The organism is Nonomuraea sp. NPDC049784 (genome assembly GCF_040659615.1).
In the GTDB taxonomy this organism is placed as follows: Bacteria; Actinomycetota; Actinomycetes; order Streptosporangiales; family Streptosporangiaceae; genus Nonomuraea.
This window is the reverse complement of record NZ_JBFAMX010000001.1, coordinates 74,627-94,189: the sequence shown is the minus strand read 5'-3', so window position 1 is coordinate 94,189 and position 19,563 is coordinate 74,627. Positions and strand designations below refer to the sequence as shown.

The following is a 19,563-nucleotide window of genomic DNA, read 5'->3' as shown; positions in this document are numbered from 1 at the left end:
GGGCGTCCGTCCCGTACGGCTCAGTCGCGACCGGCGCTCTCCGGTGAGAAGGCGGGCAGGCACACCGCGATGTACTCGGCACCCTCGGGACCCACGCTGTAACGGACCTTCTCCCCCGGCGACGTCACCACCGACTGCCCGGCCGCGACCTCCGTCGTGCCCTCGGCGTGCTCCACCAGCACCAGGCCGCGCAGGACCACGGTGTACTCGGTGAACCGCGGCGTCTGCGGCGGCTCCTCCCACCCGGGCGGGGCCGTCATGTGGGCTATGGAGATCGCGTCGTCACCGCTGCTGACGCGTCCGATGTGCTCGTCGATGAGCTTGCCGCCGGGAACGGGTATGCGGGCCGGGGCCTCGATCTTTCTCACCACGAGGTCAGTGTGCCACGTCGATGATCAGGCGGCTGGGACCGCCCTGCTCGTTGAGCTGGAACGCCGCCTGCCTCGCCAGCACCAGGCCGACGCCGACGTGGCCCTCGAAGTCGCCGGTCCTGACCACCTCGGTGAGGTTGCCCAGGTCCGCGGAGAAGACGGGGCCGCCGGCCCATGTGGGCTTGCCGTTGTCGTCGTGCGCGTTGGCCGGGGAGAGCATGACCTGGAGGTACGCGCCGCCGCGCACGTCGATGGGCTTGCCCGAGCCCTCCTCCAGGAACTGCTCGACCCACCTGACGTTGTATCCGGGAACCTCGCCCTTGAGGTCGACGACCACACGGTCGTACGTGTCGTGGCCGGCCCACCGCACCCCGGTCACGATGGCGGGCTCCATGCCGTCGCGCTGCACGTCCACCTCGGCGGTGCTCGTCGGCGTGCCGGAGTCATGCCGGGTGGCGGACGGGGTGTCCGTCAGAACGGCCCGGGTGCCCGTGCCGCAACCGGTCAACAGGGCCAGGCAGACGAGCGGGACGACGGCGCGGCAGCGCGGCCAACGGCGCGCGGGCGGGGATGACGAGCGCATGCCCGGTAGATGCCCAGGTTACGGGCCTGCAAGCGGCGGATCGGCGCGGTTTCCCGGCCTTCCGCGGAACCGAGGCGCCCTCTACGCTGAACTGCCACAAGGAGTCATATACGTGAAAAAATCCGATGATTTACCGATCTTTCTGGCCGATTACGCGCCCTCGTTCGCCCGGACCGCGTACCTGCTGACGGGCGACGCCGACCAGGCACGCGAGCTGGCGGTCGGCGCGCTGGCCGAGGTGGGCCGCCGGTGGTCCTCCGTTCGCTGGAGCCACCCTGTCCACGCGGTGCTGCGGGAGCTGTACGGCCGCTACCTGGGCGTCACGGCGGCACCCGCACTCGGCGGGCACGCGCTGGCCTCGCTACCGCCCAAGTCGCGGGCCGCCCTCGTGTCGCGCTTCCACGACGGGCTGCCGGCGGAGCAGGCGGCCACGGTCACGGGGTTGTGGATCGCCGTACTCGACGAAGAGGCGCGCCAGGCCCACGCGCACCTCCGGACCACGCACCCCGAGCTCTTCCCCACCCCGCCCCAGGAGACGCCCGGCGAGGAGCGGCCCCAGCCGGATGAACCGGCGGCGGACCAGGAATCATGGGCGCCGCCTTCGCAGGCGCCGGGGGCGGCCCCGGCATGGGACGCGGCCGACGAGCCCGAGCTACGGGCCGCCCTGGTACGGATCGCGGCCGAGATGCCCCACACGAACCTCTCCGGGCCCGTCCTGAGAATCGTCGCCAGGCGGCGCAGGATCCGCAGGTCCGCGTGGACGGCCGGCACCCTGGGCGCGGTTGGCGTGTTCGCGGCCCTGACCCTGATCGGTGTGAGCGCCATCGCCCGCAACATCGACCGCCTACCCACCACCACCGCGGACATGGACCCTCAGGAGATCCCTGAGGCGCTGCCCGCCAAGCTGAGCGAACCAATCACCTCCGCCTACCTGGGCTGGTGCGAAGGCGGCGGCGAAGATCCGAGCGATCCGGAGCCCTGCGACCAGTGGCGGCTGACGACCACGTCAGGCGAGGAGTGGCGGCTGGACGGCGCACAGGCGGGCTACGACGAGCCCCTCGCCATCAGCCAGGACGGCCACCGCCTCGCCTACAAGGACCTCAAGGGCTCGTACGTCGTCCGCGACCTGCCCACGGGCGCCGTCAAGAAGATCGACATACGGCACCAGCAGGCGCTCACGCACATCACGTCCTCGCCCAACGGCCGCTATTTCGCCATCGACTTCGGTGCCGCCGACAGCGCGATGCTCGACTTCGACACAGGCGTGACCCAGCACGCCAAGGGCAGCGAGGTCAGGATCCTCGCCGTCGGAAACGACGGCACGCGGGTGGTCAGCAACCAGAGGGACGTGAACGACCTGCCCGGCCACGCCTCCGTCACCACTCTCACGGTCCAGAAGGCGCAGAGCCGCGCGGGCGGCTACTCCATAGACCCCGGCCTCATCGAGTACGGCGCCGCGCTCTCCCCGGACGGCCGCACGCTGGCGCTGGTGGAGGAGGGGACCAGGCTCATCACCATGAACCCCCGTACCGGCCGCGTCACCGGCACCCGCGCGCTGCTCGACGACTACGACGTGATCGCGATCGAGCGCTGGCTGAGCGCCGACGACGTCCTGGTACGCCAGTCGGAGGAGGACGACGCCTTCCTGACCAAGGTCAACGTGCGGACGGGCATGAGCGAGTCCGCCGACTATGACCTGGAGCTGGACTACGACGCCCCGATCGGCGCGCTGAACTGAACGAGGGCCCGCCGGACTGGCGGGCCCTCGCGGTGAGAGACGGTCAGACGGTCTCGTAGACCTGCACGTTCTCCTCCTCGACGACCGCGGCCTTGCGGGCGCGCAGGCCCGTCGCCGCGATCACCAGCCCGACCAGGGCCAGCACCAGCGACACCACGATCGCCGAGCGCAGCGAGCCGATGGAGAGCGTCTCGCCACCGCCGGAGGTGAGCACGGCGGTGACCACGGCCAGCACGATCGCGCCGCCCACCTGGCCGGAGGTGTTGAGCAGCCCGGAGGCCAGCCCCTGCTCGTCGTCGTGCACGCCGCTGGTGGCCTGGATGTTCAGCGAGGGGAACGACAGCGCGAACGCGATACCCATGAGGATCATGCCCGGGATCACCATGCCGCCCAGGCTGGGCGTGCGGTCGATGCCGAGGAAGATCGCGTACCCGCCGGCCAGCGCGGCGGAGCCGATCACGATCAGCTTGCCGGTCCCGAACCTGTCGGCGAAGTCCCCCATCTTGGTCGAGGTGACCGCGACGAGCACGCCCGCCGGCAGGAACGCCAGGGCGGTGCCCAGGGCCGACCAGCCGAGGAGGTTCTGGAAGTACTGCATGGCCACGAACTGGAATGCGACGTACGAACCCATGAGGATCAGCAGCCCCAGGTTGGCGCGCACGATGTGGCCGGAGCGCAGGATGCCGAGCCGCACCAGCGGGTGGCGCATCCGCAGTTCGGCGAAGACGAACAGACCGAGCAGCACGGCCACGCCCACCAGCGAACCGATCGTCTGCAGCGAGACCCATCCGGCCTCGGGCGCCTGCACGACGGTGAACACGAGCAGCAGCATGGAGGCGGTGATCAGCACGGCGCCGATCAGGTCGTGGCCGCCCTCCGCCCGCTCGTCACGGCCACGCGGCAGCACCTTCAGCGCGGCGACCAGCGCGATGATCGCGACGGGCACCGGCATCAGCAGCGTCCACCGCCAGCCGATCTCAGTGAGCAAGCCGGACAACACGAGGCCGAGCGAGTAGCCGCTGGCGCCGCAGGCGGTGAAGATGCTCAACGCCCTGTTGCGCTCCGGCCCTTCAGGGAAAGTCGTCGTGATGATCGACAAAGCCGCCGGCGCGGTGAAGGCCGCGGCCACACCCTTGATGAACCGGGCCGCGATCAGCAGACCCCCGTCGTCCACAACACCACCGAGCAACGACGCCACAGCGAAGACACCCAAGGCGACCAGGAACACCCTGCGCCGCCCGAGCAGGTCGGCGGTCCTGCCCCCGAGCAACAGAAGACCGCCGTAGCCGAGCACGTAGCCGCTGACCACCCACTGCAGAGAAGAGGTACTCAGGCCCAGGTCGTGCTGGATGGCGGGCAGTGCGACACCCACCATCGAGACGTCCAGGGCGTCAAGGAATATCACTGCGCAGAGCACGGCGAGCGCGCCCCAACGGGATGAGGAAGAGGACATGGGACAGAACAATACATGCAGACGCATCTTATGCAAACGCATTTAATTCCGTTGCATGAGATTTAGCGAGGTGGTAACCTCCGCGACATGGACGAGGAGTTCGTGGTCGACACCTGGCATTACGTCCTGGCCAAGCACGCCAAGGCCATGTGCGCGCTGGAGCGCGAGCTTGGCGATCGGCACGGGCTGGGACCCAGCGAGTTCGAGGTGCTCGATCGGATCGTCCATCACGACAGACAGCTGCGCATCCAGGAGCTCTGCGACGAGGTCCACCTGAGCCAGAGCGCACTGTCCCGGGTGGTGGCCCGCCTGGAGAAGGCCGCGCTCGTGTCGCGCGGGGTCTGCGACGTGGACCGGCGCGGGGTGTTCGTCTGCATCACCGACGAGGGCCGCGCCCGCCACGCCGAGGCCCTGCCCACGCAGCGGGCCGTCCTGGCCGAGATCTTCGCCGACGCCCCTGCCCTGGCCCACTGACGACTCCTGGGGTTACACCCCACTCCCGCCGATCGGTGCTGGGGTCCCTTCAGGGGAAGACGGCGCGCCGTCAACGCCCGCCGCCCCGCAAGCCGCCGCGACGCGACGCCCCTTGGAGGCGCGTCCCTTCAGAGGGACGCCCGCGCACGTCGGCGGCATGCCCCCTGCGACGGCCAGACGGCCTCCTCTGGCCCGCGTCCCTCTCCCCCTCAAGAGGGACGCCCGCCGCGTGGCAAGGGACGCTAGGAGGCCGTTATGCGGTCGATGACCAGGGGAAGCAGCTCCTCGCCGGCCGCGCCCACCGCGTAAGCGCCCTCCAGCGCCTCCAGCGCCCGCGAGAACCGCGACGTCTCGTCCGCGTGCAGCGTCATCAACGGCTGCCCCTCGCGCACCAGGTCACCGGGCTTGGCGTGCAGCGTGATGCCGGCGCCGAAGGACACCGGGTCCTCCTTGCGCGCCCGCCCGGCCCCCAGCCGCCACGCCGCCTGCCCCACCGCGTACGCGTCCAGCCGGGTCAGCACCCCGGACGACGGCACCTCCACCGTCAGCGTCTCCGCGGAGCGGGGAAGCAGCGCATCGGGATCGCCGCCCTGGGCGAGGATCATGCGACGCCAGGCGTCCATGGCCGACCCGTCCGCGAGAGCCTTGGCGGGGTCCTTGCCGGACACCCCCGCGGCCTCCAGCATCTCCTGCGCCAGCCGTACGGTGAGCTCCACCACGTCGGCAGGCCCTCCGCCCGCGAGCACCTCGACGGCCTCCGCCACCTCCAGCGCGTTCCCCACGGCCCGGCCCAGCGGCCGGTCCATGGCCGTCAGCAGCGCCACCGTGCGCACCCCGGCGTCCGTCCCCAAGGCGACCATCGTCTCGGCCAGCTCCCGAGCCGCCGAAGGGGTCTTCATGAACGCGCCGGAGCCCACCTTCACATCGAGGACGAGCGAGCCGGTCCCCTCGGCGATCTTCTTGGACATGATCGACGAAGCGATGAGCGGGATGGACTCGACCGTGCCGGTGACGTCGCGCAGGGCGTACAGCTTCTTGTCAGCCGGCGCCAGCCCCGCACCGGCCGCGCACACGACCGCGCCCGCCGAGCGCAGGACGTGCAGCATCTCGCCGTTGGAGAGCGAGGCCCGCCAGCCGGGGATCGACTCGAGCTTGTCAAGCGTGCCGCCGGTGTGCCCGAGGCCGCGCCCCGAGAGCTGCGGCACGTACGCCCCGCAGGCCGCCACCAGCGGGGCGAGCGGCAGCGTGATCTTGTCGCCGACGCCGCCCGTCGAGTGCTTGTCGGCGGTCGGCCGGTCGAGCGCGGACCAGTCCATGCGCTCGCCCGAGCGGATCATGGCCTGCGTCCAGTCGGCGATCTCGCGCCGGTTCATGCCGTTCAGGAGGATGGCCATGGCCAGCGCGGACATCTGCTCGTCGGCCACGCCGCCGTGGGTGTACGCGTCGATCACCCAGTCGATCTGGGCCGTGGTCAGCTCCCCGCCGTCACGCTTGGCGCGGATGACCTCGATGGCGTCCATCAGGAGCTCCGGCTGAGATCCTGCGGGCCGAACGCGTACGGCAGGATCTCAGCCATCCGCTTCGGCCCGTCCACGGTCTCGACCAGCAGGTCGTCGCCGCCGAACTCGTAGAGGAGCTGGCGGCAGCGCCCGCACGGCATCAGCAGCTCGCCGTGCCCGTCCACGCAGGTGAAGGCCACCAGCCGGCCGCCGCCCGACGACTGGAGAGCCGACACCAGGCCGCACTCGGCGCACAGGCCCACGCCGTAGGAGGCGTTCTCGACGTTGCAGCCCGTGACGACCCTCCCGTCGTCGACCAGCGCCGCCGCTCCCACGGGGAACTTCGAGTACGGCGCGTACGCGTTACGCATGGCCTCCGCGGCCACGTCGCGCAGGCCGTCCCAGTCGATGGTGCTCAATGTTGCTCCCCCCGGCGATAGCGCACGCCGTCGGCCTTGGGCATCCGCAGCCGCTGCGAAGCCACCAGGAGCACGAGCAGCGTGAGCACGTGTGGTGTGATGAAGACGAATTCGCTCGGCAGCTGGTCGACGGTCCGCCAGAGCCAGAAGAGCACGATCATGCCCGCGGCGGCGACCGCCATCAGCGTATATTCCCTGACGCCCCTCGCCGCGAGCTCGGCGGGCCGGTCGGGCGACAACATCCGGCGGACCCTGATGATCAGGTAGATGAGCAGCAGCACGGCGCCGAACAGGAAGAACGAGGTGATCGCCCCGGTGCTGCGCAGCTGGAGCCCGCTGGCGTAGCCGAACAGCGAGGAGCCGATGGCGAGCCCGCCGGGGCGCCAGTTGCCGAAGATCATGGCGGCCAGGCCGATGAAGCCGCGCCCTTGCGTCTGGCCCTCGACGTACTTGTTGGAGACGAAGACCAGGAACACGCCGCCGAGCCCGGCGAACGCGCCGGAGATGACGACCGCGATGTACTTGATCCGGTAGACGTTCACGCCCAGCGACTCGGCCGCCCACGGGTTCTCGCCCGCCGAGCGCAGCCGCAGCCCGAACGCGGTGCGCCAGAGCACGAAGTACGTCAGGGGCAGTAGCAGGACCGCCAGGATGATCAGCACGTTCACATTGTGCGTGAGCCCGCGCAGAATGCCCGCGAGGTCCGAGAGGAGGAACCAGTGGGTCCCTTCCAGCTTGCCCAGGAGGTCGGGCCCGTCGGAGAGCAGCGGCAGGCTGGGCTCCGGCGCGCGCGAGGTGATCGCGGGCGAGCCGGTGAAGCCCGCGCCCGCGTCCGCCGCGGCAGTGCCGTCCTTGTAGAACACCTCGGACAGGAAGCGGGTGACACCGGGGCCGAGCAGGTTGATCGCGACACCGCTGATGATGTGGTCGACGCCGAACGTCACGGTCGCGATGGCGTGGATGAGCCCGCCGAGCGCGCCGCCGAGCAGCCCCGCCAGCAGCGCGGCCCAGGCGCCCCACTGGTATCCGGCCCAGCCGGCGAACCAGGTGCCGAGCACCATCATGCCTTCGAGGCCGATGTTGACCACGCCGGCCCGCTCGGCCCACAGACCGCCGAGGCCGGCCAGGCCGATCGGCACCGCCAGCAGCAGGGCGGCGGCGAACGTGCCGGACGAGGTGATGTCGTTCTGGCCGGACACGACGCGTACCAGCGACATCAGCAGGATGAGCGCGGCGATGCTGACGAGCACCAGGTGGTACTTGGTGAACCTAGTCATGCTGCCACCTCAACCGGGGTGTTCGTACCGAGCTTCTGGGCGGCCCGCCGCTCCTCGAGTCTGAGCGCGAGCCGGTTCGTCACCTCATTGGCCACGACGACGAGCAGGACGATCACGCCCTGGATGATCGTGACCACGGACGCCGGCACGTTCGCGAACTGCAGCGCGCCCTGCGCCCTGTCGAGGAAGGCGAACAACAGCGCGGCGACCGCGATGCCCACCGGCTTGTTCCTGCCGAGCAACGCCACCGCGATGCCCAGGAAGCCCAGGCCGGCGGTGAAGTTGGAGTTGAAGGCGCCCTTGTCGCCCAGGATCTCCGGCAGGCCGATGAGCCCGGCGATCGCCCCGGACAGGACCATCGCCGCGATGACCATCTTCTTCGGATCGACGCCCGAGGCGAGCGCGGCCGGGCCATTGAGGCCGCTGGCCTTGATGTTGAAGCCGAAGCGGGTGCGTTCGAGAACCACCCAGATCGCCACGCCGAGGACGACCGCCAGGAGCAGGAAGCCCCACACGCCGCCACCTCGGGTCGGCGAGGGCTGTCCGAACCAGTCGAAGATGAAGTTGAGATTGGGGAACATGGCCGAGTCCCCCAGCGCGGGCGTGGTCGTGGTGAGCTGCCCCTGGGCGCGTTGTCCCGCGAACGGGCCGCGCACGAGATAGGCCGCCAGATTGATCGCGATGTAGTTGAGCATGATCGTGGCGATGACCTCGTTCACGCCCCTGGTCACCTTCATGACCGCGGGGATCAGCGCGTAGAGGCCGCCGACGACCGCCGCGACCAGGATGATCACTGCGATCTGGATCGGCTTGGGCGCTGTGAACGTCGAGCCCACGTATGCGGCGCAGATGGCCGCGAGCCGATATTGGCCCTCCACGCCGATGTTGAAGAGGTTCATGCGGAAGCCGACGGCCACCGCCAGACCGGCGATGAACAGCGGCACCGCCCGGTTGAGGAATGTCGCGACGCCGTTGACCACCGCCCGTGGGGTCTCACCGAAGTTGAAGAAGGCGGCGAACGCGTCCAGTGGGCTGCCGCCCGCGGCGATGATGGCCACACTGCAGATCGCGATGGCCAGGACGATGGCGACGACGGCGCCGGCGACGGTGAGCAGCGCCCGGTTGAGGCCCGCGGGCATCACGACTCCTCAGTGCCGGCGATGGCGCCGGTCATATAGCCGCCCAGCCGCTCGGGCGTGATGTCGGAAGGATCGAGCGTGGCCACCAGCCGCCCCCGGTAGATCACCCGGAGCGTGTCGGACAGGCCGATCAGCTCGTCGAGGTCGGCCGAGATGAGCAGCACGGCCAGCCCGGCCGCCCTGGCGTTGCGCAGGTGGTCCCAGATGGCGGCCTGCGCGCCGACGTCCACACCACGGGTGGGGTGCGCGGCGATGAGGAACTTCGGCTCGCCGCTCATCTCGCGGCCCACGATCAGCTTCTGCTGGTTGCCGCCCGACAAGGCCAGGGCCAGCGTGTCGACGCTGGGCGTGCGTACGTCGTAGTCCTTGACGATGCGCTCGGTGTCGGCCTTGGAGGCCCGGCGGTTGATCCAGATGCCGCTGCGGGCGGGCTTCCTGGTCTGGTGACCGAGCACGCGGTTCTCCCACAGCGACGCCTCGAGCAGCAGCCCTTGTCTGTGCCGGTCCTCCGGGATGTAGCCGATTCCGGACTCCCTGCGCCTGAGCGTGGACCAGTCGCTGATGTCCTGCCCGTCCAGCCCGATGCCACCGCGCGCGGGCCTGATGCCCATGATCGCTTCGATCAGCTCAGACTGCCCGTTGCCCTCGACCCCGGCGATGCCGAGGATCTCACCTCTGTGGATCTCGAACGAGACGTCGTCGAGGAGCAGCCTCTTGCCGAGGTCGGCGCCCTCGTGGTGGCCGTCGGCCTCAACGGTGAGGTGCTCGACCTTCAGCGTCACGATGTCGGTCACCGTGGACTCGCGGGTCTCGGGCGTGGGCAGCTCACTGCCGACCATCAGCTCGGCGAGCTGACGCGCGGTGACCTCGCCGGGGTCCACGCTCGCGACCGTGGTGCCGCGCCTGATCACGGTGATCGCGTCGGCGATGCCGAGCACCTCGTCGAGCTTGTGCGAGATGAAGATGACGGTCAGGCCGTCGGCCTTGAGCTCGCGCAGGTTCTGGAAGAGCTCCTCGACCTCCTGCGGCACCAGCACGGCCGTCGGCTCGTCGAGGATCAGAATGCGGGCGCCGCGGTAGAGGACCTTGAGGATCTCCACGCGCTGGCGGTCGCCGACGCCGAGGTCCTCCACGAGCCTGTCGGGATCGACCCGCAGTCCGTGGCTCTCGGCCAGTTCGGTGATGCGTTTCCTGGCGGAGGCGGTGTCGAGCCTGCCGCCCTTCTTCGGCTCGGCGCCGAGGACGATGTTCTCCAGCACGGTGAGGTTGTCGGCCAGCATGAAATGCTGGTGGACCATGCCGATGCCGACGCCGATGGCGTCGCTGGGCGTGCGGAAGCTCACTTCCTCGCCGTTGACCCTGATGGTGCCCTCGTCCGGCTTCTGCATGCCGTACAGGATCTTCATCAGGGTGGATTTGCCCGCGCCGTTCTCCCCGACGATGGCGTGCACGGTGCCCTGTTGGACGGTGATGCGGATGTCGTGGTTCGCGACGACACCGGGGAAACGCTTGGTGATGCCCTCCAGCTCTACGGCGGGTTTCACCGTGGCCAGGGTGTCAGCACTCATTTCGCCTCTCCTAGCGGGGGGCGGGGGATAGACAGAAGGCCCGAAGTGGGGACTCCGGGCCCTCAGCTGTCACTCCTACCCCGATTACGGCTTCGACGGAACCGTGATTTTGCCGTCGACGATGTCCTTCTTTGCCGCGTCGAGCTTGTCCTTGATGTCGTCGATCTCGCCGCCGGTGGTGGACAGGCCCACGCCATCGACCTTGAGGTCGTACGTGGTGTTGGTGCCGCCCTTGGCGCCGCCCTGGAAGGCCTTGATGAACTCGAAGACGCCGACGTCGACGCGCTTGAGCATCGAGGTCATGATGACGCCCTGCAGGTCGGTCTCCTTGACCGTCTGGCGCTGGTCGGAGTCGACGCCGATGGCCTTCTTCTTGGCCGCGGCCGCCGCCTGGAACACGCCGAGGCCGGAGTCGCCGGCGGCGTGGTAGACGATGTCCGCGCCGTCCTGGTACATCTTCTCGGCCGCGACCTTGCCCTTGTCGGGGGCCTTGAAGCCGGAGAAGTCACCGTCGGGGGTGAGGTACTTGATGTCGATCTTCTCGTCCGGCTTGACGGACTTCACGCCCGCCACGAAGCCCGCCTCGAACTTCTTGATCAGGTCGTTCTCGACACCGCCGACGAAGCCCACGTGGTTGGCCTCGGACTTGGTGGCCGCCGCGACGCCCGCCAGGTAGGAGCCCTGCTCCTCGGCGAACAGCAGGCCGGTCACGTTGGGCCCGTTGGAGGCGGAGTCGACCACCGCGAACTGGATGTCGGGGTATTCGGCCGCCGTCTTCTTGATGTCGTCGCCGTAGGCGAAGCCGACACCGATGATCGGGTTGTAGCCCGCGTCCGCGAGCTGGCGCAGCAGGTCACCGCGGTTGGAGCCGTCGGCCGCCGGGCTCAACTCCTTGATGTCCGCGCCGAGGTCCGTCTTGGCCTTCTCCAGGCCGGCGTAGGCGGCGTCGTTGAACGACTTGTCACCCCGGCCGCCGACGTCGAACGCCAGTCCTACCTTGAGACCGCCCTTCGGCGCCTCACTGCTCGCACCGGCGCTGCTGGGCGCCTCGCTGGCCGTGGTACCCCCACCACTGCCGCCGCAGGCCGCCGCTGCCATGAGCATGACGCCGGCCACGGAGCCGATCGCCACCCTGTTGAATCGCTTGCTGAGCAAGGCGACTCCCTTCCATTTCCCCGTCGTCCTCGCCGCTGTCAGGCCCAAAGAACGTACGGCACCTGCACGGAAGATAGTTGCTTGACCAGGGCGAACCAAACTGGCACACAGGGTCGAAACCGCTCCGTTATCGACATCACTCGCGTCCGTGACCTGAAGCACGATTCGGACACACGTTGCGACACAGGGAAAGATTTGCCCAACTTTGACCTCTTGTGTCGGCGCGAATCATGACGGAGATTCCGACAGACGGTGGAAGTCTCATTTCGGAGCCCGCATGCGCCCTTGGAAGTCACTGACCATACCTCTGGCCGCCCTGCTCGTCGTGGCCTTGAGCGGAACCACGCCCGCCACGGCCGGCACCCCGGCCATCAAGATCGAGAACAACGCCACCCAGCCGGTCTTCTCCAGGGCGGACGCCGTGAAGCAGACGGTGTTCGTCGAGGTCGCGGGGACCGACAGCGACAACGACGGCAAGCCCGACCGGGTCGCCGTGGACATCCTGCGGCCCAAGGAGACCGACCAGGGGCTGAAGGTCCCGGTCATCATGGAGGCCAGCCCGTACTTCGCCGGCGGCAACGACGTCGCCAACCACCCCGTGGACGTGGACGAGAGCGGCAACCCGCTGCCCGCCATGAGCGCATTGGCGAACAAGCTGGTCGCCGAGCCGTTCGACGGCTACTACGACAACTACTTCCTGCCCCGCGGGTACGCAGTCGCGCTGGTGGAGAACCTCGGCAGCGGCCGCGCCACCGGCTGCCCCACCTCCGGCGACCGCAACGAGACGGCCGGTCCGAAGGCCGCGATCGACTGGCTGAACGGCCGCGCCAAGGGCTTCGACGCCGACGGCAACCCGGTCGAGGCCACCTGGTCCACGGGCAAGGTCGGCATGATCGGCGTCTCGTACAACGGCACGCTGCCCAACGCGGTCGCCACGACAGGCGTCGAGGGCCTGGAGACGATCGTCCCGATCGCCTCCATCTCCAGCTGGTACGACTACTACCGCGCCAACGGCGGTGTCCTCGCGCCCGGCGGGTTCCAGGGCGAGGACCTGGATGTGCTCGCCAAGTACGTGCTGACCAGGGAGAACGGCCAGGAGGCCTGCGGCGCCCTGGTCGACCAGATCAGCGCCGCCCAGGACCGCGTCACCGGCGACTACAGCCCCATGTGGGACGCCCGCAACTACCTGAACGACGTCGGCAAGGTCAAGGCCAGCGTCTTCCTCGTGCACGGGCTCAACGACTGGAACGTCAAGACCAAGCAGTTCGCGCAGTGGTGGTACGCCCTGGCCAAGCGGCACGTGCCCCGCAAGATCTGGCTGCACCAGGGCACCCACATGAACCCCTTCAACCTGCGCACGGTCGAGTGGCTGCGCCAGCTGCACGGCTGGTTCGACTACTGGCTGTACGGGATCGACTCGGGCATCATGCGCGAGCCGCAGGCGGACGTGGAGATCGCGCCCGGCCAGTGGGCCCAGCACGCCTCCTGGCCGCTGCCCGGCGCGACCACCGTGTCCCTCTGGCCGGGCTCGGACTCGAAGCTGGGGCCGGCGCCGAGCCCGCGATCGGCCAAGGAGACGTTCACGGACCAGAAGGTCAGGACGGCCGAGCAGCTGGTGGAGGCCACCGGGGCCGATCCGAACCGGCTGGCGTATGTGACCGGTGACCTGCCCGCCGACGTGCGGATCTCCGGCACGCCCACGGTGTCGGTGCGGGCCTCGCTCAAGGACGGCGCGTCACCGTACCTGACGGCGTTGCTGGTGGACTACGGCACGGACGTCCGCGCGAACGGCACCCTGCTCTCGACCGGCCAGACCTACTGCTACGGCCAGGGCATCCCGGGTGACACGGGCTGCACGACGCTCAGGACGCTCGGCACTGCCACGACCCCGTACAAGATCGTCACGAGGGGGTGGCTGGACGTCCGCAACCGGCACCGCCCGGACAGGACGGAGGCCCTTCGCCCCGGCAAGGAGTACACCTTCACCTGGGACTTCCAGCCGACGGACTACCTGTTCAAGAAGGGCCACCGGCTGGGCCTGGTGATCATCTCGACCGACTACGACTACACCCTGCGGTACCCGCCGGGCACCAAGATCACGGTGTCGCCGGGGCAGTCGTCACTGCGACTGCCCGTGGCCCTCGGCAGAATGCCGCAGGTCTAGGCCCGTAATCCGCAAAAGGCCCCCCGCCGAAAGCACGGCGGGGGGCAGGAGCGCCGCGACCACCCAGGCCCCGTCCCGCCCCTCCCCCAAAGAACCCCGCCGAAGTACGGCGGGGGGCGGTGAGGGGCGTAAACGGGGTTCAGGCCATCGCGGTGGTGACCGAGTCGAGCGGGCCGACCTCCCACAGCGCGGTCAGCGCGGTGGCGGCCATGACGCGCACGCCCATCGCGATCGCCTTCTCGTCCACGTCGAACGTGCCCTGGTGGATGTCGTACGTCAGACCGCCAGGCGAGCGGGTGCCCAGGCGAGCGAAGGCGCCGGGGATCGACTCGAGGTACCACGCGAAGTCCTCGCCGCCGAGCGACTGCTGGGTCGGGACCACCGCGCCCGCGCCCAGCACGCGCTCGGCGGCCTCGGCCAGCATCTCGACGCTGACCTCGTCGTTGACCACGGGCGGCACGCCGCGCGTGTAGTCCATCGTGGCCTCCACGCCGTAGGCGGAGGCCACCGACTCCAGGAGGGACTTGATCAGGTCGGGCGCGGCGTGCCAGGCGTTCTCGTCGAGGCAGCGGACCGTGCCTTCGGCGACGCCGTCGTCGGGGATCGCGTTGGCCGCCGAACCCGCCTCGACCCTGCCCCAGACGAGGCTGAGCGAGGAACGGGGGTCGACACGGCGCGACAGGGCGGCGGGCAGCTCGGTGAGGATCTTGGCCAGGGCGAAGACCAGGTCGGCCGTCAGGTGGGGGCGGGCGGTGTGGCCGCCGGGGCCGGAGACCCTGACGGTCAGCTTGTCGCAGGCCGAGGTGATCGGGCCGGGCTTGAGCCCGACCTGGCCGACGTCCACGCGCGGGTCGCAGTGGAGACCGAAGATACGGTCGACGCCGCTGATGCCGCCCTGCGCCATGACCTCGAGCGCGCCGCCGGGCAGCTCCTCGGCGGGCTGGAAGATCAGGCGCACGCGGCCGGGCAGCAGGCCCGCGGCGGCCTGCTGGGCGAGGAAGAGCGAGGTGCCGAGCAGGACCGTGGTATGCACGTCGTGGCCGCAGGCGTGGCAGGCGCCGGCCGCGGTGGAGCGGTAGGACACGTCCTTCTCGTCCTGCAGGGGCAGCGCGTCGATGTCGGCGCGCAGCGCGATCGTCGGCCCGTCGCCGCTGCCCACGTCGCAGATCAGGCCGGTGCCACGCGGGAGCACAGAAGGGGTCAGGCCGGCGGCGGTGAGCCGCTCGGCGATCCGCTGCGTCGTGCGATATTCGGCGAAGGCCAGCTCAGGGTGCGAGTGGATGTCGCGGCGGAACGCCACGAGGTCCTGTTCGGTCTCCGCCAGGAACGCGTCGAGTTCGCCCCGCAGCTCACGTCCCCTCATATGTCACCATCCCGTCCATGCCGCGCGCCCCAATATGTCCGACCACCGCGGCTCGTGCGCTGTGAAAGCTCGTACGCCCGCCGTGGCCCCCCGGTCGAGCGGCCGCTCGGCGAATCAAAAAACACACCCACTTGTCGGGGTGCGCGAGATCGTCAGCATGGGCTTGCGCGTCGTCAGGCGCGAGTGCCGCTGCAGCCCGGGAGCACAGCGGTCGGCCGTGAGCCCGATGGCGATGCTTCGACTTTATCGCCCTCACGGGAGTTCTCGGCGACGGATATGCCAAAAACTCCCCCCAGCATGGCCCCTAAACCTCAGGTGACCATGCTCGCGAGCACACGCCGGATCCGAAAATAGTTACAACGGATCAGTAGATCGTGACCCGATGTCGCCACTTCCAAACGTGGTCAGCGATTCCGAATCCTGTCACCTTCTGTCATGGTCATCACACTTCGGCGGTGGCTGCATTTGAGAAGAATGCGTGTTTCACTCGCTATATGATCACTAATATCCCGTTCGGGGAGAAGTATGCTGGGTTGAGCATCTTCAAGCCGGGCGAGGGGACCATGGTGGTCGTACCCTCGCTCTCCCTTCCGCAGGATGAGCTTCGCCGGATCACCGGAGCCAGATCGTACGAGGAGCGCCTGCTCTTCCTGCTGCTCACGCTGCGCGAACCCGGGATCAAGGTGGTCTACCTCTCCACCGCGCCCGTCGATCCCGACATCGTCGAGTACTACCTCGGGTTCCTGCCCGATCCCGATGACGCCGCCAAGCGGCTCACGCTGATCAGCCTCGACGATCCCTGGTCCCAGCCGCTGACCAAGTCCCTGCTCGCCCGACCCGACGCGCTGGAGCAGTTGCGCGCGGCCGTCGAGGGCGACGCCTGGCTGGTGCCGTTCGTCCTGAGCGAGCTCGAGGAGGAGCTCGCCTCGTTACTCAACGTCCCCCTCTACGGCCCGGCCACCTCTCTGGCCTATTACGGCTCCAAGAGCGGGTCGCGCGAGGCCGGTCACGAGGCGGGCGTGCCAATGGCACGGGGCTTCGGCGACGTGCGGAACGTGCTGGAGATCGAGGAGGCGATCGAGGCCCTGCCGGGTGAGCGGGTGATCGTCAAGCTGAACGACGGCTACTCCGGACTCGGCAACGCGATCGTCCCCAAGGCCGACAGGTCGCAGACCAGCTTCTCGGCGGCCGACGAGACCTGGGACAGCTTCACCGCGAAGATCAGGGACCGCGGGGCGGTGGTCGAGGAGTTCATCGAGCACCGGCCGCTGTACTACCCGAGCGCGCTGGCCCAGATCACGCCCGGTGGCGACGCGCAGGTCCTGGCCACGCACGACCAGGTGCTCGGCGGGCCGAACGGCCACGTCTACCAGGGCTGCACGTTCCCTGCCGCGCCGGAGTACCGCGCCGAGGTGGGCGCGGCGGCCGAGAGGATCGCGCGGGTCCTGGCCGGGCGGGGCGTGGTGGGGCTGTTCGGCATGGACTTCTTCGCGCTGAAGGCCGACGCCGGGTACGTGGCGCTGCTGTGCGAGATCAACCTGCGGATCGGCGGCACCACGCATCCGCTCGGCGCGGCCGTGCTGACGACCGGCGCCTCGTACGATCCGGCCACCGGCCTCCTCATGTCCGGAAATCAGCCGAAGTTCTATACGGCGACCGACAACTGCTCCTCCTCCTGCCTGCGGGGGCGCGCCCCCGGCGAGATCATGCGTACGGCCGAGCGGCTCGGGATCGGCTTCGACGCGGAGCGGCGCACCGGGAACGTGTTCCACCTGCTCGGGGCCATCCCCGAGCACGGCAAGCTGGGGTTCACCTCGATAGGCGACTCACGTGAGGAGGCCGACGAGCTGCACGCCCTCACCCGGCGTCTCCTGTGCGGCCCTTGACGGGCTGCTCACCCGGTGCCTTCTTCGTGGCGCCCTGGAAGCCACGCCAGCCGATGATCCCCAACACGACGGCGAGGATGATGTTCACCACGATCAGGATGCCGTGGACCACGTAGAAGCTGGTCGGATGCCCGTCGGCCAAGTTAAAACCCAGGTTCACCCATTCAAAGATCATGAATACGCCCAGGATGATTAGGAATCCGGCGATCTTTCGCGACATTAGTGCCTCTCTTGTATCAAAGGTGGATCTTCGGGGGATGTGTCGCCACATGGGCATTCACACGAAGCTACGCTGAGACCGCCATGTGGACGAAAATCCTGCCGGTCACGGCACTCATCGCCTCGGTCTCGCTCACCGGGGGGACCGCATATGCCGCGCCGGCGACGCCGGTCGGCGGCCAAGCGCTGGGCAGCCACGGTCTCGTGGCGCCCGAGGGCGTCAAGGAGCCGCCCAAGACCCAGGCTACGTCGTTCGTCATCGCAGACGTGGAGACAGGTGATGTGCTCGCCGCCAAGGACGCCCACGGGCGATACCTGCCGGCCAGCACGCTCAAGACGCTGACCGCGCTCACCCTCATTCCCAAGCTCGACAAGAACCGCAGCATCCGCCCCAGCGACAACGCCTGCAACCAGGAGGGTACGGCGGTCGGCCTGTCGGTCAAGACGACGTACAAGATCGACGACCTGTTCAGGGCGCTGATGATGTCGTCGGCCAACGACGCGGCCATGGCACTGGCCGAGACGAACGGCGGCCTGGCCAAGACCATGCGTGACATGAACGCCGAGGCCAAGCGGCTGCAGGCGTACGACACCGTGGCGAAGACACCCAGCGGGCTGGACAAGCCAGGGCAGAGCAGCTCGGCGTACGACCTGGCGCTGATCGCCCGCGCCGGCCTCGCCAATCCCGCATTCCGCAGATATATCAGTACAAAGACCGCCAACTTTCCTGCCCCCGAGGGCCACTACGAGATCAGCAACCACAACAAGCTGCTCTGGCGCTACAAGGGCATGATCGGCGTCAAGAACGGCTGGACCTCGAAGGCCCTGGGGAGCTTCGTGGGTGCGGCGAACCGCGACGGGCACACGATCGTGGTGAGCATCATGCGCCACGAGGGCTACTTCTGGGACGAGGTGGCCAAGCTGCTCGACTGGGGCTTCTCCGTCAGAGGCAAGACCCAGCCGGTCGGGAAGCTCGTGGACCCGATCCCGGACGCCCAGGCCGCCCCGCGGGCTTCGGCGCCTGGCTCGCACGTCACGCCGGCCGCCCAGCCGCCGCTGCTGGACAGGGCCGCCAAGCAGAGTGACTCCACCAAGCTCATCGGGTCCGTGGTGATCGGTGGAGGGTTGCTGTTCGGGCTGATCTGGCTCGGCTACGGCATCCGCCGCCGTCGCCGCGGCAGGTCACGCGTCTGAGGTCGTCGCAGGCCCGGAGGCCTTGCCGTCCGGCCGGGATCGCGTACCCGGCTCTGACGCCCGCTCCGGGCCGCACGCCTTGTGCGGCTCCTGCCCCTCGTCCGGCCGCACGCCCGAGGACGGGATCGGAGAGGGGGACGGCGGAGGGCAGTAGCCGGCGGTGGCCGTCCAGGCGGCGACATAGAGCACGAGCCTGGCCGAGAAGTTCATCCAGATGAGCAGCCCGACGATGACGGCGAACGTGCCGTAGACCGGGTTGCTCAGCGTATGCCCGAGCAGCAGCGTCGCCACCTGCTTGAGCAGCCCGAACCCGATCGCGCCCAGCAACGCCCCCTTGGCGATCACCCGGAACGGCTGACTCGGCCTGGCCACCCAGCCGAGCAGGATCACGAACAGCAGCCAGTCGGCCCCCACGCTCGCCGCGACGGCCGCCGCCCGCAATCCCCAGGTGGCCATTTCCGACTCGCTGCCGAAGATGAAGTGCATGACCTTGTCCGTGGCCGTGGTGGCGAACCCCGCGACCAGCACGGACGCGATCATCGTCACCCCGATCAGGATCAGCGAGGCCAGGTCGCGCAGCTTGCCCAGGAAGAAGTCGAGCGGCGGCGCGGTGGTCATCGACATCTCGCGCAACGCCCCGCGCAGCGCGTCGAGGGCGCCGAGCCCGGCGTAGAGGAGGCCGAGCAGGCCGATGATCCCGGCGGTCTCCTTGGCCATGCCGATGGCCTCGAGGTTGAGCTGGCCGGCGATGCCGGGCAGCCGTTCGACGATGGCCTGCTCCAGGGCCTTCCTGGTGGTCTCGCTGGTCGCCACCACGAACCCGAGCACCGCGTACGAGAGCGAGATCAGCGGGAAGAACGACAGGAACGCGAAGTACGTGACCGCGCCCGCCAGCCGGTCGCCGTTCTGGACCTGGTAGCGCTGGATCGCCCTGATCAGATGGTCGAACCACCGCCGGCGGACCCGCCAGGAGTCCACCTTGCCGCGGCCCCAGGCCTTGATCGCCTCGATCCGCTCCATCAAGCTGGCCATCACGCGCCTCCCGGCGACCCACTGCGGCG

Annotated in this window: 17 protein-coding genes; 5 read left to right on the top strand and 12 right to left on the bottom strand. The window is 69.1% G+C overall.

Annotated elements, in window-relative coordinates; translation table 11 throughout:
- Nucleotides 1-20 precede the first annotated feature (20 nt).
- Entirely contained in the window at nt 21-371 is a 351-nt protein-coding gene (locus AB0J09_RS00430; RefSeq protein WP_360682887.1) for a cupin, read from the bottom strand.
- A gap of 4 nt (nt 372-375) precedes the next feature.
- Nucleotides 376-954, bottom strand: a complete 579-nt coding sequence (locus AB0J09_RS00425; protein ID WP_360682885.1) for a hypothetical protein — start codon at nt 952-954, stop codon at nt 376-378.
- 112 nt (nt 955-1,066) lie between these two features.
- Between AB0J09_RS00425 and AB0J09_RS00420 the strand changes: the two genes are divergently transcribed.
- On the top strand, nt 1,067-2,692 hold the full coding sequence (locus AB0J09_RS00420; RefSeq protein WP_360682883.1) for a hypothetical protein: 1,626 nt from the start codon (nt 1,067-1,069) through the stop codon (nt 2,690-2,692).
- Nucleotides 2,693-2,735: 43 nt separating this feature from the next.
- On the opposite strand, the gene AB0J09_RS00415 is transcribed toward AB0J09_RS00420, so the two are convergent.
- A complete protein-coding gene (locus tag AB0J09_RS00415; protein WP_360682881.1) occupies nt 2,736-4,145 on the bottom strand; it encodes an MFS transporter in 1,410 nt (469 codons plus the stop codon).
- Nucleotides 4,146-4,232: 87 nt separating this feature from the next.
- On the opposite strand from AB0J09_RS00415, the gene AB0J09_RS00410 reads away from it, so the two are divergent.
- The gene (locus AB0J09_RS00410) at nt 4,233-4,619 is read left to right on the top strand and encodes a MarR family transcriptional regulator (protein WP_360682879.1); all 387 of its coding nucleotides are present in this window, start codon (nt 4,233-4,235) and stop codon (nt 4,617-4,619) included.
- Nucleotides 4,620-4,861: 242 nt separating this feature from the next.
- Here the strand turns inward: AB0J09_RS00410 and AB0J09_RS00405 are convergent, their stop codons facing one another.
- The 6 genes from AB0J09_RS00405 to AB0J09_RS00380 form a co-directional block, all read right to left on the bottom strand.
- A complete protein-coding gene (locus AB0J09_RS00405) occupies nt 4,862-6,139 on the bottom strand; it encodes a thymidine phosphorylase (RefSeq protein ID WP_360682877.1) in 1,278 nt (425 codons plus the stop codon).
- Nucleotides 6,139-6,537 carry a cytidine deaminase gene (locus AB0J09_RS00400; RefSeq protein ID WP_360682875.1) on the bottom strand — a complete coding sequence of 133 codons (399 nt, stop codon included), beginning with the start codon at nt 6,535-6,537 and terminating at the stop codon, nt 6,139-6,141. Before AB0J09_RS00400 ends, AB0J09_RS00405 begins: the two co-directional genes overlap by 1 nt.
- A complete protein-coding gene (locus AB0J09_RS00395; protein ID WP_360682873.1) occupies nt 6,534-7,814 on the bottom strand; it encodes an ABC transporter permease in 1,281 nt (426 codons plus the stop codon). Before AB0J09_RS00395 ends, AB0J09_RS00400 begins: the two co-directional genes overlap by 4 nt.
- The gene (locus AB0J09_RS00390) at nt 7,811-8,953 is read right to left on the bottom strand and encodes an ABC transporter permease (protein WP_360682871.1); all 1,143 of its coding nucleotides are present in this window, start codon (nt 8,951-8,953) and stop codon (nt 7,811-7,813) included. The genes AB0J09_RS00395 and AB0J09_RS00390 overlap by 4 nt, the downstream gene beginning before the upstream one ends.
- A complete protein-coding gene (locus AB0J09_RS00385) occupies nt 8,953-10,521 on the bottom strand; it encodes an ABC transporter ATP-binding protein (RefSeq protein ID WP_360682870.1) in 1,569 nt (522 codons plus the stop codon). Before AB0J09_RS00385 ends, AB0J09_RS00390 begins: the two co-directional genes overlap by 1 nt.
- 84 nt (nt 10,522-10,605) lie before the next feature.
- Nucleotides 10,606-11,676 carry a BMP family ABC transporter substrate-binding protein gene (locus AB0J09_RS00380; protein WP_360682868.1) on the bottom strand — a complete coding sequence of 357 codons (1,071 nt, stop codon included), beginning with the start codon at nt 11,674-11,676 and terminating at the stop codon, nt 10,606-10,608.
- A gap of 277 nt (nt 11,677-11,953) precedes the next feature.
- Here AB0J09_RS00380 and AB0J09_RS00375 point away from each other — a divergent pair, with 277 nt between their 5' ends.
- Nucleotides 11,954-13,840, top strand: a complete 1,887-nt coding sequence (locus AB0J09_RS00375) for a Xaa-Pro dipeptidyl-peptidase (protein ID WP_360682866.1) — start codon at nt 11,954-11,956, stop codon at nt 13,838-13,840.
- A 139-nt stretch (nt 13,841-13,979) separates the two neighbouring features.
- Here AB0J09_RS00375 and AB0J09_RS00370 read toward each other — a convergent pair whose 3' ends face one another.
- Nucleotides 13,980-15,203 carry a M20 family metallopeptidase gene (locus AB0J09_RS00370; protein ID WP_360682864.1) on the bottom strand — a complete coding sequence of 408 codons (1,224 nt, stop codon included), beginning with the start codon at nt 15,201-15,203 and terminating at the stop codon, nt 13,980-13,982.
- A gap of 494 nt (nt 15,204-15,697) precedes the next feature.
- On the opposite strand from AB0J09_RS00370, the gene AB0J09_RS00365 reads away from it, so the two are divergent.
- Complete coding sequence (locus AB0J09_RS00365) at nt 15,698-17,089, top strand: peptide ligase PGM1-related protein (RefSeq protein WP_360682862.1); 1,392 nt, start codon at nt 15,698-15,700, stop codon at nt 17,087-17,089.
- Here AB0J09_RS00365 and AB0J09_RS00360 read toward each other — a convergent pair.
- Nucleotides 17,061-17,309, bottom strand: a complete 249-nt coding sequence (locus tag AB0J09_RS00360) for a hypothetical protein (protein WP_360682860.1) — start codon at nt 17,307-17,309, stop codon at nt 17,061-17,063. The two genes, AB0J09_RS00365 and AB0J09_RS00360, sit on opposite strands and share 29 nt — an antisense overlap.
- 83 nt (nt 17,310-17,392) lie before the next feature.
- On the opposite strand from AB0J09_RS00360, the gene AB0J09_RS00355 reads away from it, so the two are divergent.
- A complete protein-coding gene (locus AB0J09_RS00355) occupies nt 17,393-18,502 on the top strand; it encodes a D-alanyl-D-alanine carboxypeptidase (protein ID WP_360682858.1) in 1,110 nt (369 codons plus the stop codon).
- Here the strand turns inward: AB0J09_RS00355 and AB0J09_RS00350 are convergent.
- Nucleotides 18,491-19,534, bottom strand: a complete 1,044-nt coding sequence (locus tag AB0J09_RS00350; protein ID WP_360682857.1) for a YihY/virulence factor BrkB family protein — start codon at nt 19,532-19,534, stop codon at nt 18,491-18,493. The two genes, AB0J09_RS00355 and AB0J09_RS00350, sit on opposite strands and share 12 nt — an antisense overlap.
- Nucleotides 19,535-19,563: the final 29 nt, after the last annotated feature.